Below are 12,229 nucleotides of genomic sequence, written 5' to 3'. Positions count from 1 at the left end.
GGGGTGGGGGATCAGTTGCGGGGATCAGCCGCGCGGGGGAGTGCCCCACCCGGACTTCGGCTCCGCCTCGCCCGCCTCGCCCGCCTCGATTGCCGACGTCCCGGCGGTCGGCGTGGGTGCGCCCCACCCCGTGGCGCGCTGCGCCGCGGCGGGGTGTGCGGCCTCGGGGTCTCCGGCGCTGCGGCGCCCGGCGTAGCTGCGGCGCAGCGCCACCACGCCGAGGAGGATCAGGCCGCAGACGATGAAGGCGAAGGCCCGCGGCAGCCCGCTCATCGCGGAGAGGTCGTAGACGACGAGCTTGACCACCGCGGCGCCGGCGATGGTGCCGCCGACGGCCAGCGAGACGTTGTCGGGCATGCGGGCGCCGGTGACCAGGACCCAGGCGCCGAAGGCCATCCACGCCACCGAGACCAGGCCGTGGGTGACCAGGAAGGCCGTGCCGGCCGCGGCGGGGGCGACGGCGAAGACGGTGGCGCAGACGAGGGTGACGGTCACGGTCACGGTCAGCCCCAGGGCGACGAGGGCGGCGACCCAGCGGATCGCCACCGGCAGGCCGGAGAGCCTGCGCGCGTGGGTGAGCACGGCGACGATGACCACGATCAGTCCGAGCGCCGAGAGCACGTGGTAGGCGTCGCCGAGGCGGTCCGGGCGCAGGGGGTTGAGCGCGTCGGCCGTCGGGGCGGCGGCGAGCAGGACGACCAGCGCGAGCCAGACCCACCAGGGAATCGACCCGGCGAGGTGCCTGCCCTCCGGGTCGTGCTCCGGGCGCGGCGCCGGCGGGTAGACGGGGAAGGTGCGCGCGGCCAGCACCGCGCACGCGGCGACGACCAGGTGGACGCAGAGGTCGCGCAGGCCGTCGGCCAGCGGCCTGTCCAGCGGGGAGAAGCCGAGGTCCGCGAGGTTGTGGGCGACGACGGCCGTGGTCAGGGGGATCAGCACCAGCGTGGTCACGCCCAGCAGGAAGGCGTGGCGCGTCGGCAGGGACGGCCGGGCGAGGAGATGGACCCCGAGGAGGGCGCCCGGCACCAGCGCGGTGAGCGCTACGAGAGCCGAGGGGACCCGGGCCCCCGGCGGGGTCAGCGCCATCACCAGCAGGATCACGGGTGCGGAGAACCACCAGGCGGACATCCCGGTGGCCCCGCCCTGGGCGGCGGCCGGCGGGCGGCGCAGCATCAGGAAGGCCATGGCGAGGCCGAGGAGGACGGTCACCGGCACCCAGGCGGGGTAGAGGAGGTCGGTGGTGGCGGAGCGCAGGGGAGCCAGGCACAGCACGGCCGAGAGCGCGGCGACGGCGCGCAGGTGCCGGTCGAAGCGGGGGACGAGGACGGCTGCGAGGAAGAGCGCTCCGCCCTGGAGCCACAGGAGGGGCAGCAGGAGATTGCCGGCGTCGCCGAGGACCCAGGTGACCGGCGGAGCGATCATCGCCATCGCGCAGAGCAGGCGGTGCCAGCCCAGCAGCAGGCCCAGGACCAGGTAGGCGACGAAGGTGACCACCGCGATCAGCGCGCCGACGACGGTCGGCCACCAGTTCAGCCAGGCCAGCACCCCGAGCGTGGTGACCTGCACGCCGGCGTAAGAGGTGATGGACAGCGCCGCGACGGCCGTCTCGGCGGAGCCGTCGCGGCGGCGACGGTCGAGGGCGACGGCGGCGGGCAGCAGGGCCAGCGCGGCGGCGTAGGCGAGGATGACGCGGCCCAGCGGTCCGAGCCAGCCGCGCTGGATCGCGAGCGCGAGCAGCAGCACCAGGCCGACGACCACGATGAGGCCGCCGGCGACCGCGGCGACCCGCATGACGATCTGCTCCGTGCTCAGCGGCGGCTTCGGCGGTTGCGCCGGCTCCCGGGCCTCGTGCAGCCACGGCGGCACGGTAGGCCCGGACGCCAGAGCGGGTCCGGACGAGACGGCGTGCCCCGCGGGACGCTCCGCCGCCCACGCGTGCTGAACGTCCGTCGCGGGGGCGTCGTGGCGGACGGTCCGCGCGTCCTCGACCGCGGCGTCCGTTTTCGCGGCGCCCGGCCCCGTGACGTCCAGGCGGGCCAGCAGCTCGTCGCTGAGGCGGGCGGTCTCGGCGTTGAGCTCGACGAGCCGGCGCACCATGTCGGCGATCTCTGCGCGGTGCGGACCCCCGTCGGCCGCGGAGCCGCTGGTCTTCGGCGGTGGTGTCATGGGCCAAAGTTTAGTGGCCGGGGACAAGCCCCGTCGTCGCGGCGAACCGGGGAATCCGGGGCGTGGGGTGGTGCGGTTAAGATGGGACCGATTTCACCTGGCGGTCGACCACCGTCACGTCCGAGAGACCGGAGGATCACGCGGACCATGGAACCCCGCGACGACGACACCGCCGACCTGCCGCGCATCGACGACGACGGCCGCGAGGCCGCGCCCCGACGCGGCGAGCCGCGCTACTACTCGGGCACGCGCGACTCCTACCGCGTGCCGCGTGCCGACGAGCGCCACCCCTGGGCCGCCGTGGCGATCTTCGCGGCCCTGCTCGTCTGCGTGATGATCCTCGGTGCCTTCCTCTACGTCGTCTTCATCGGCCCGAACCGCTCGCACGAGGAGCGTGCCGCGGCCCCGGAGACCTCCAGCAGCCGGTCGCTGACCACCACCAGCCGGACCACGGCCACGACCTCGACGCCGCCGAGCTCGACCACACGGTCCTCGACGACCAGCTCGAGCAGCACCACGACCACGTCGAGCTCGAGCTCCGAGCCGACCACCTCGAGCTCCACCAGCGAAGAGCCGGCGCCGGCACCGGAGGGCGCGCGATCCTGTGGTGCCAGCGGGCGCTGGTCCGTCTACGCCGCCTCGGAGGCGACCAGCTGCCCGTTCGCCCAGAACGTCGCGCTGCGCGCCGGCTCCGGGAACACGACCCAGTTCGAGGCCGTCAGCCCCGTGACCGGCGAGAGCTACACCATGCAGTGCACCGCGGCCGGAAACGGGGCGATGGACTGCCGCAACGACACGGGCGCGGTGGTGGCGCTGCGCGCGCGGTAGGCGCGGGCGTCGGAAATCGAGGGGGCGCGCCACGCGCGCCGATTTGGACCCGCACGGCGGTGCATGTAACATACGTGCCACTACCGCCCGAGACCGTCCACCCGACGGTCCTGGGCCACAAGAGGAGATCATCCCACCTTCAGCCGCCGGGCGACCGGCTGGTCACAGGTCCACACCCCGCGGCACGGCGTGCCGGGTCGCGGAGCGCAACGCATCTCCTGTGTCACGCACACCGCGTGGCGCAGGATTTTTGTTGGGGGATCCCTCAAGTGGCGCGGTACAGACCCTATCTACCCTGCTATTTGAGGAGTACACATCAGCGCTGAAGCTCGCATCAATGAGCGAATCCGAGTTCCCGAAGTTCGCCTGGTAGGACCCAGCGGCGAGCAGGTCGGCGTCGTCCGTACCGACGACGCCCGCAAGCTCGCCTACGACGCCGACCTCGACCTGGTCGAGGTGGCCCCCAAGGCGAAGCCCCCGGTCTGCAAGATCATGGACTACGGAAAGTACCGGTACGAGCAGGACCAGAAGGCCCGTGAAGCTCGCCGGAACCAGCAGCGGACTGTGGTCAAAGAGCAGAAGTTCCGTCCCAAGATCGACGAGCACGATTACGAGACGAAAAAGGGCAACGTGGTGCGCTTCCTCGAGAAGGGCTCCAAGGTCAAGGTGACCATCATGTTCCGCGGTCGCGAGCAGTCCCGCCCCGAGCTGGGCTACCGCCTGCTGGAGCGGCTGGCCGACGACATCGCCGAGTATGGCGTCGTCGAGTCCCGTCCGCGCCAGGACGGCCGCAACATGACGATGGTCTTCGGGCCGGTTCGCAAGAAGAACAACAAGAAGAAGTAAACCGCAACAGGGATTGACGAGGACGAAGCCATGAAGCAGAAGACCCACAAGGGGATGGCCAAGCGCGTGAAGGTCACCGGCTCCGGCAAGCTGCGTCGCGAGCAGGTCAACCGCCGCCACCTGATGGAGAGCAAGCCCTCCAAGCGCACCCGCCGGCTCAAGGGCACCGTGGACGTGCACAAGTCGGACCAGAAGCGCGTCAAGCGCCTCCTCGGCCGCGCCTGACACGAAGCGTCAGAACCGCCGCCAAACACTCATCCCCCGAATGAATAAGTAAGGAAGTTCCACTGTGGCACGTGTCAAGCGCTCCCTGAACGCCAAGAAGAAGCGTCGCGAGATCCTCAAGTCCGCGAAGGGCTACCGCGGTCAGCGCTCCCGCCTTTACCGCAAGGCCAAGGAGCAGTGGCTGCACTCCATGACCTACTCCTACCGCGATCGTCGCGCCCGCAAGCGCGAGTTCCGGAAGCTGTGGATCCAGCGCATCAACGCCGCCGCCCGCATGAACGGCATCACCTACAACCGTCTGATCCAGGGCCTGCGCCTGGCCGAGATCGACGTCGACCGCAAGATCCTGGCCGAGCTGGCCGTCAGCGACTTCGACGCCTTCTCCGCCGTGTGCGAGGCCGCCAAGGCCGCCCTGCCGGAGGACGTCAACGCCCCCAAGGCCGTCGCCTAAGACCCTCGGGAGCCCGCGCGGTTCATGTCCGCGCGGAACAGATGACCCGCCGCACCGTCTCCGGTGCGGCGGGTTTTCCGTGTCTGGCGGGCGCGTTGGATTCGGGCGTGCCGGTTGTGGCTGAGTTAGCGGGGAGGGGCCTCTGCGGCGGGGACTGGTCCTCACCGGTGGGCACCGCGGGGCCCGGTGCGGCGGTAATCTGAGCGCGTACTTTCCGTGCGAGCCATCAGACGTCGACGCTGTCTGTGAAAGGAAGACCACCATGACGAACGCCGACAACGCAGCGGGTCAGCCCGCCGGCGACCCCGGGCACGGGGAGCAGAACCACCCGGGCTACGGCCAGCCGGAGGGCTGGTCGCAGCAGCAGGACGGTTGGCAGCAGCAGGGGCAGCAGCCTGTCTACCCGCAGCAGCCTGTCTATCCGCAGCAGCCCGCCTACCAGCAGCAGGGACAGGCGTACCCGGACTACGCGCCGCAGAACACCTACGGGTACCAGGGCTACGGCCAGCAGCCCGCCGGAGGCTTCCCCGGTCAGCCGATGGCCGCGGGGCCGAGTGAAAAATCGATGCTTCCGGCGGCCCTGCTCGCGCTCTTCCTCGGACCACTTGGTGTGCACAACTTCTATCTCGGTCAGACGAAGCTCGGTGTGGTCAAGATCGTCGCGTACCCGCTGGCGTCAATCGTCCTGCTCGTGAGTTTTTTCTTCTCGGACGCCATGGTTGCGGACCATGAAGCCGGCGCATATGTCTCTGCGGGTTCCGTTTACATGGTGTCAATGATCATGCTCCTGGGGCTCGCGGTCTGCGCTGGCATCCAGATCTGGGCCTTTATCGAGTTCATCCTCATTCTGATGCGCAAGGCGCGCTACGGCGTCGACGCCCAGGGTCGACCGCTGAGCTGAGTCGGGCGGGCTGCAACGGAGGTGCACCTCGGGGTCGCTGCGGTTTTCTCCCGTCCCGGGTTGCGATTCGGTGTCGGTGGGCCGATACGGGTGCGGCCCGACCGTGGTGGTCGTATGCTTTGCGGGCAATAGATTGACGACGCCGCGCGCGGCCGCAGGTGGCCCCGTGCGCCGTATCCGCAACGAAAGGTTCACCACGATGACGAACTACCCCGGAAACGGCCGCCACGAGCCCGACGACCCCTTCGGCCGGGAGGACGGCGGCTACGAGGCCGGCCGCCCCTACGACGGGCAGCAGCACGGTCAGGCGTTCAACGGGTTCGCCCAGGGCCCCAAGAACCAGCTCGCCGCAGGGCTGCTCGGGATCTTCCTCGGCCAGTTCGGCGTGCACAACTTTTATCTCGGCCACAAGGAACGCGCGATCACCCAGTTGGCGATCACCGTCGTCGGTTACATCACGGTCTTCATCTTCATCGGTTACCTCCTGCTCGCCATCACGTGGATCTGGGGAGTGGCTGAGGGCATCATGATCCTCGCGGGGACGGAGAACTACCGGCGCGACGCGGACGGCGTCCCGCTGGTCTGACCTGGCCGGTGCTCAGCGCTCCGCCCCGCCGGTAGAGTGGGGGACGGGCCCCGTCGGGGCCCGCGTGCGTGTCTGGGGCATGTACGCCCACGTCGCCACCGGAAGGCCGCTTTCATGAGTCCGCGCACCCCCGACCACCTCGACTTCTCGGAGCCTCTGACCGAGCGCACCCCGCGCGTGGTGCACGCGGCGAAGCTGCACCGTGCCGCGGCGCGTCGCAAGGCCGGCGTCTTCCTCGCGGAGGGGGAGAACTCCGTGGAGGCCGCCGTGGCCACCGGTGCGGCCACCGACGTCTTCGTCACCGAGGCCGCGGCCTCCCGCTTCGCCGAGCTGCTCTCCGCCGCGGTCAACCTCGGCGTCTACCTGCACCCGGTCACCGACCGCGCCGCCGAGTCGCTGGCCGAGACCGTGACCACCACCGGCGTCTTCGCCGTGTGCCGCCCGGTGACCTGGCCGCTGAAGAAGGCCCTGGCCGCCGGCCCGACGCTGGTCTCGGTGCCCGTGGAGACCCGCGAGCCCGGCAACGCCGGCACACTCATCCGCGTCGCCGACGCCCTGGGCGCCGACGCCGTCGTCTTCGCCGGCGACTCCGTCGACCCGCAGGGCGGCAAGGTGGTGCGCGCCTCCGCCGGATCGCTCTTCCACGTGCCCGTGGTGCGCGAGCGCGACCCGCGGGCGGTGCTCGACTCGCTGCGTGCCCGGGGCCTGCAGATCCTGGCCACCGCGGCCGACGGCGAGGTCGACCTGGCCGCCCCGCCGGAGCCGGACTTCTTCGCCCGCCCGACCGCCTGGCTCTTCGGCAATGAGGCCCACGGGCTGCCCGCCGAGCTGCAGGAGGCCGCCGACCACCGCGTGGCCATCCCGATCGCCGGGCGCGCCGAGTCGCTGAACCTCGCCACGGCCGCCTCGATCTGCCTGTGGGAGTCCGCCCGCGCGCAGCGGGGGTAGAGTGGGCCGGCCGGTCCCCGGCGCCAGGTGCGCCGTGCCCCGGACCGGACCCGTCGTTTCACCCAAGGAGGACCCCAGCATGCGTATTTCCGCCCGCAACCAGCTCGCCGGTGAGGTCGTCGAGATCGAGGAAGGCGCGGTCAACGCCGTGGTCAAGATCCGCCTCGACGGCACCGACGTCGTCGTCTCCTCGTCGATCACCATGGACTCGGTCCACGAGCTCGGCCTGAAGGTCGGCTCCCGGGCCACCGCCGTGATCAAGGCGTCCAGCGTCATGGTGGCCGTCGACTAGAGCGGCGTCCGCCGCGGTGTACCCTGTCTACGTCGCAATCTATTTTCCGTCGAGAACAGGGGAGTGCCGTGGCGCAAGACAAGGACGGGGCAGCTGAGGTCCCGGAGATCACCGACGAGGCCATGAACGCGGCCGCCGAGGCCGCCGTGGCGGCCTTCGACGCCGCCGACTCGCTCGAGGATCTCGCCGAGGCCCGTCGCACCCACCTGGGCGACGCCTCCGTGATCGCCCGGGCCCGCCAGGGGATCGGCTCGCTGCCCAAGACCGAGCGCAAGAACGCCGGCAAGATCGTCAACCAGGCACGTGGTCGCGTCGAGAAGCACTACGCCGGCGTGAAGAAGGAGCTCGAGGCCCGCCGCGTGCGCGAGGTCCTCGCGGCCGAGCGCGTCGACGTCACCGTGCCGACCACCCGCCGCCAGACCGGTGCGCTGCACCCGATCACCGCGCTCTCGGAGCAGATCGCGGACATCTTCCTCGGCATGGGCTGGGAGATCGCGGACGGCCCGGAGATCGAGGCCGAGTACTTCAACTTCGACGCCCTCAACTTCATCCCGGACCACCCCGCGCGCACCCTGCAGGACACCTTCTACGTCGGCACCGAGGACTCCGGTCAGCTGATGCGCACCCACACCTCCCCGGTCCAGGTGCGCACGATGCTCTCGCGCGACGTGCCGCTCTACATCGCCTGCCCGGGCCGCGTCTTCCGCACCGACGAGCTCGACGCCACCCACACCCCGGTCTTCCACCAGGTCGAGGGTCTGGCCGTCGACAAGGGCCTGACGATGGCCCACCTGCGCGGCACCCTGGACCACCTGGCCAAGGTCCTCTTCGGCCCGGAGACGCGCACCCGCATGCGCACCAACTACTTCCCGTTCACCGAGCCCTCCGCCGAGGTCGACGTCTGGTTCCCCGGCAAGAAGGGCGGCGCCGGCTGGATCGAGTGGGGCGGCTGCGGCATGGTCAACCCCAACGTCCTGCGCGCCGTGGGCGTCGACCCGGAGGAGTACACCGGCTTCGCCTTCGGCATGGGCCTCGAGCGCACCCTGCAGTTCCGCAACGGCCTGTCCGACATGCGCGACATGGTCGAGGGCGACGTGCGCTTCACGCTGCCCTTCGGCGTCCACGCATAACCGCCGCCAAGCTTTCCGACGCCCCGTCACCCCCGCTTTCCCCGAAAGGTTCCACGAACTCCCGTGTTCATCTCGCAGAACTGGCTCACCGGCATCCTCGACCACGCCAACCCCGGCTGGGAGGTGAGCGACGCCGAGCTCGACGGCGGCTTCGTCCGCGTCGGCTTCGAGACCGAGGGCTACTCCGCCATCCCCGAGTCGACCGGCCCGCTGGTGGTCGGCCGCGTCGACGAGATCGAGGAGCTGACCGGCTTCAAGAAGCCGATCCGCTACTGCCAGGTCGACGTCGGCCAGGCCAACGGCACCGGTGAGAAGCAGGGCATCATCTGCGGCGCGCGCAACTTCGCCGAGGGCGACCTCGTCGCCGTCTCGCTGCCCGGCGCCGTGCTGCCCGGCGGCTTCGAGATCTCCGCGCGCAAGACCTACGACCACATCTCCGCCGGCATGATCTGCTCGGCCGCCGAGCTGGGCATGTGCGAGCAGCAGACCTCCGGCATCATCAACCTCGGCCGCTCGACCGACGCCATCGGCGCCGTCCCCGGCGACGACGCCCGCCCGGTCCTGGGGCTCGACGACACCGTCTTCGAGGTCAACATCACCCCGGACCGCGGCTACGCGCTCTCCGCGCGCGGCCTGACCCGCGAGCTGGCCAGCGCCTTCGACATCACCTTCGAGGACCTGGCCGCCCACCCCGAGGCCGCCGGCCACGACGTCTCCGCGACCGTGCCCGAGGTCTCCGGCGGGCTGATGGACATCTCGCTGGACCCGGCCACCCGCGCCCGGCGCTTCGGCCTGCGCAAGGTCACCGGCATCGACCCGACCGTGCAGAGCCCGTTCTGGATGCAGCGCGAGCTGCTGCTGTGCGGCGCGCGCCCGGTCAACCTGGCCACCGACGTGACCAACTACGTGATGTTCCTGCTCGGCCAGCCGATGCACGCCTTCGACGCCGGCGTCGTCTCCGGCGACCTGAAGATCCGCCTGGCCGCCGACGGCGAGAAGCTGACCACCCTCGACCACGTCGACCGTGAGCTCTCCGCCGAGGACGTCGTCATCTGCGACGACAACGGCATCCAGTCGATGGCCGGCGTGATGGGCGGCTCGACCTCCGAGATCTCGGACGAGACCACCGAGGTCTACCTCGAGGCCGCCACCTGGCACACCCTGACCGTCGCGCGCACCTCGCGGCGCCACAAGCTGTCCAGCGAGTCCTCGCGCCGCTTCGAGCGCGGCGTGGACCCCGCGCTCGTGGAGCCGGCCCTGGACCTGGCCGCCCACCTGCTGGCCACCCTCGGCGGCGGCGAGGTCGACGCCCGGCGCACGATCGTCGGCGAGGTGCCCGAGCCCACCGTCATCGAGATGCCCGCGGGCATGCCGGCGCGCATCGCCGGCGTCGACTACGCCCGCGAGACCGTCGTCGCCCGCCTCGAGGAGGTCGGCTGCACCGTCACCGGCGACGAGACCCTGACCGTGACCGCCCCGAGCTGGCGCGGTGACCTGTCGATGGGCGTCGACCTGGTCGAGGAGGTGCTGCGCCTCGAGGGCCTCGAGGACATCCCGACCGTGCTGCCGACCCCGCGCGGCGGCCGGGGGCTCTCCCCGCGCCAGCGCCGCCGCCGCGCCGTCGGCCACGCCCTGGCCTACTCCGGCTACACCGAGGTCCTTCCCGACCCGTTCATGCGCGGCACCCAGGCCGACGACTGGGGCATGGCCGCCGACGACCCGCGCCGCCAGGCGGTGACCGTGCGCAACCCGCTGGAGTCCGAGCGCAACCTGATCGCCACGACCCTGATCCCGGGCCTGCTCGACGCGGTGGCCCGCAACGTCGCCCGCGGCCGCGTGGACCTGCAGGTCTTCGGCCTGCAGCAGGTCTCCTTCGCCCGCGCCGAGCACACCCCGATGCTCGACGTGAGCCATCGCCCCTCCGACGCCGAGGTCACGCAGGTCCTCGACTCGCTGCCCGCCCAGCCGCTGCACGTGGCCGCGGTCGGCGTCGGCGAGCTGGACACCACCGGCACCTGGGGCGCGGGCCGCGCCTACGGCTGGGCCGACGCCGTGGAGGCCGCCCGCACCGTCGCGCGCACCGCGGGCGTCGAGCTCGAGGTCGCCAACGCCGAGTACCTGCCGTACCACCCGGGCCGCTGCGCCGAGCTGCGCGTGGCCGGCGAGGTGGTCGGCCACGCCGGCGAGCTGCACCCGCAGCTGCTCGAGGCCGCGGGCCTGCCGGCGCGCACCTGCGCGATGGAGATCAACCTCGACGCGCTGCCCGCGACCGGCGAGCTGCCCGCCCCGGTGCTCTCCGCCTTCCCGCTGCTGCACCAGGACATCGCCCTGGTCGTCGCCGAGGACACCCCGGCCGAGGACGTCCGCCGCGTCATCGTCGAGGGCGCCGGCCCGCTGCTCGAGGAGGCCGTGCTCTTCGACGTCTTCCGCGGCGAGCGCCTGGGGGAGGGGCTGAAGTCGCTGGCGTTCTCGCTGCACTTCCGCGCCGCCGACCGCACGCTGACCGACGAGGAGGCCAACGAGGCCCGCCTGGCCGCCGCCGCGCTGGCCAAGGAGCGCCTCGGCGCCGAGCTGCGCGCCTAGCAGTCTTCATCTGACCCCGCACCCGGGACCCCGGGTGCGGGGTTCTTTCATGCGCGGACGGCGCCGCGTCTTTTTCGGCGACGGCCCCGCAGGCGCCGGTTCGTCCTCTGGTTGCGGCGTCGGAAGACGCCGCAACGGGTGGGGCCCGGGGGTGGGACCGACGCGCCGTCGGCAATGAATAATTTGCACGGGACTGCATAGAGTGTAGGGTGACCCACATGACAGTCTCCGTAGCAATCGCCGGCGCCACAGGATACGCGGGCGGCGAACTCGTCCGCCTCCTGCTCGGCCACCCCGAGCACCTCGCCGGGAACCTCCAGATCGGCGCGCTGACCGGCGCCAGCTCCGCAGGCACCCCCGTCTCCGAGGCGCTGCCGCACGCCCCCGAGCTCTTCGGCCGCACCATCGAGCCCACCGACGCCGAGCACCTCGCCGGCCACGACGTCGTCTTCCTCGCCCTGCCGCACGGCCACTCCGCCGAGATCGCCGCGCAGCTGCCCGAGGACACCGTCGTCATCGACTGCGCCGCCGACCACCGCCTCACCGACGCCGGGGACTGGGCCCACTGGTACGGCGGCGACTACTCCGGCTCCTGGCCCTACGGCATCCCCGAGATGCCCGGCCACCGCGAGGAGCTCGCCGGGGCCACGCGGATCGCCCTGCCCGGTTGCTTTCCGACGGGCGCGACCCTCGCCCTGCTGCCCGCCGTCGCCGCCGGGCTGGTGGCCCCCGAGGTGACCGTCACCTCCGTCTCCGGCGTCAGCGGCGCCGGCAAGAAGCCGGTGGTGACCAACCTCGGCGCCGAGACGATGGGCTCGCTGCGCGCCTACAACACCGCCGGGCGCCACCGCCACACCCCGGAGATCGCCCAGAACCTCGGCGAGTACTCCGAGGAGCCGGTCTCGGTGAGCTTCACCCCGGTGCTCGCGCCCCTGCCGCGCGGCATCCTCACCGTCGCCTCGGCGCCGCTCGCCGAGGCCGCCGCGGGCACCGACACCGCCGCCGCCCGGGCGGTGTACGAGGAGTTCTACGCCGACGAGCCCTTCGTCACCCTGCTCGCCGAGGGCGTGCAGCCGCAGACCCAGTGGGTGCTCGGCGCGAACACCTGCCACGTGCAGGTCGAGGTGGACGCCGCCTCCGGGCGCCTGCTGGCCACCGCCGCGATCGACAACCTGACCAAGGGCACCGCCGGCGCCGGCGTGCAGTGCATGAACCTCGCCCTCGGCCTGCCCGAGACCGCCGGGCTGCCGACCACCGCCGTCGCCCCCTGACG

12 protein-coding genes are annotated in these 12,229 nt (G+C 71.8%); 11 read left to right on the top strand and 1 reads right to left on the bottom strand.

Annotated features, from left to right (window positions below):
- Positions 1-24: 24 nt before the first annotated feature.
- Entirely contained in the window at positions 25-2,166 is a 2,142-nt protein-coding gene (locus CFRA_RS06210) for a DUF2339 domain-containing protein (RefSeq protein ID WP_156887976.1), read from the bottom strand.
- A gap of 147 nt (positions 2,167-2,313) precedes the next feature.
- On the opposite strand from CFRA_RS06210, the gene CFRA_RS06205 reads away from it, so the two are divergent.
- The 11 genes from CFRA_RS06205 to argC all read left to right on the top strand — a co-directional run bounded on the left by CFRA_RS06205 (position 2,314) and on the right by argC (position 12,227).
- Complete coding sequence (locus CFRA_RS06205; protein ID WP_075663907.1) at positions 2,314-2,994, top strand: hypothetical protein; 681 nt, start codon at positions 2,314-2,316, stop codon at positions 2,992-2,994.
- Between the two features lie 315 nt (positions 2,995-3,309).
- The gene (infC, locus tag CFRA_RS06200) at positions 3,310-3,840 is read left to right on the top strand and encodes a translation initiation factor IF-3 (RefSeq protein ID WP_075663906.1); all 531 of its coding nucleotides are present in this window, start codon (positions 3,310-3,312) and stop codon (positions 3,838-3,840) included.
- Positions 3,841-3,870: 30 nt separating this feature from the next.
- The gene (gene rpmI, locus CFRA_RS06195) at positions 3,871-4,065 is read left to right on the top strand and encodes a 50S ribosomal protein L35 (protein WP_075663905.1); all 195 of its coding nucleotides are present in this window, start codon (positions 3,871-3,873) and stop codon (positions 4,063-4,065) included.
- Positions 4,066-4,129: 64 nt separating this feature from the next.
- Complete coding sequence (gene rplT / locus CFRA_RS06190; RefSeq protein ID WP_075663904.1) at positions 4,130-4,516, top strand: 50S ribosomal protein L20; 387 nt, start codon at positions 4,130-4,132, stop codon at positions 4,514-4,516.
- 262 nt (positions 4,517-4,778) lie between these two features.
- On the top strand, positions 4,779-5,417 hold the full coding sequence (locus tag CFRA_RS11865) for an NINE protein (RefSeq protein ID WP_075663903.1): 639 nt from the start codon (positions 4,779-4,781) through the stop codon (positions 5,415-5,417).
- Positions 5,418-5,616: 199 nt separating this feature from the next.
- Complete coding sequence (locus tag CFRA_RS06180; RefSeq protein ID WP_083666876.1) at positions 5,617-6,003, top strand: TM2 domain-containing protein; 387 nt, start codon at positions 5,617-5,619, stop codon at positions 6,001-6,003.
- Between the two features lie 114 nt (positions 6,004-6,117).
- Positions 6,118-6,951: a TrmH family RNA methyltransferase gene (locus CFRA_RS06175; protein ID WP_075663902.1), complete on the top strand. Its 834-nt coding sequence runs from the start codon at positions 6,118-6,120 to the stop codon at positions 6,949-6,951.
- 79 nt (positions 6,952-7,030) lie between these two features.
- Entirely contained in the window at positions 7,031-7,243 is a 213-nt protein-coding gene (locus CFRA_RS06170) for a TOBE domain-containing protein (RefSeq protein ID WP_075663901.1), read from the top strand.
- A 122-nt stretch (positions 7,244-7,365) separates the two neighbouring features.
- Complete coding sequence (pheS, locus tag CFRA_RS06165; RefSeq protein WP_075664918.1) at positions 7,366-8,373, top strand: phenylalanine--tRNA ligase subunit alpha; 1,008 nt, start codon at positions 7,366-7,368, stop codon at positions 8,371-8,373.
- 63 nt (positions 8,374-8,436) lie between these two features.
- Entirely contained in the window at positions 8,437-10,956 is a 2,520-nt protein-coding gene (pheT, locus tag CFRA_RS06160; RefSeq protein WP_075663900.1) for a phenylalanine--tRNA ligase subunit beta, read from the top strand.
- Positions 10,957-11,174: 218 nt separating this feature from the next.
- On the top strand, positions 11,175-12,227 hold the full coding sequence (gene argC, locus CFRA_RS06155) for an N-acetyl-gamma-glutamyl-phosphate reductase (protein ID WP_075664917.1): 1,053 nt from the start codon (positions 11,175-11,177) through the stop codon (positions 12,225-12,227).
- Positions 12,228-12,229 lie beyond the last annotated feature (2 nt).

It is taken from the genome of Corynebacterium frankenforstense DSM 45800 (assembly GCF_001941485.1).
GTDB lineage: Bacteria > Actinomycetota > Actinomycetes > Mycobacteriales > Mycobacteriaceae > Corynebacterium > Corynebacterium frankenforstense.
Note: the sequence above shows the minus strand (reverse complement) of the source record. Positions and strands in the feature narration are given on the sequence as shown.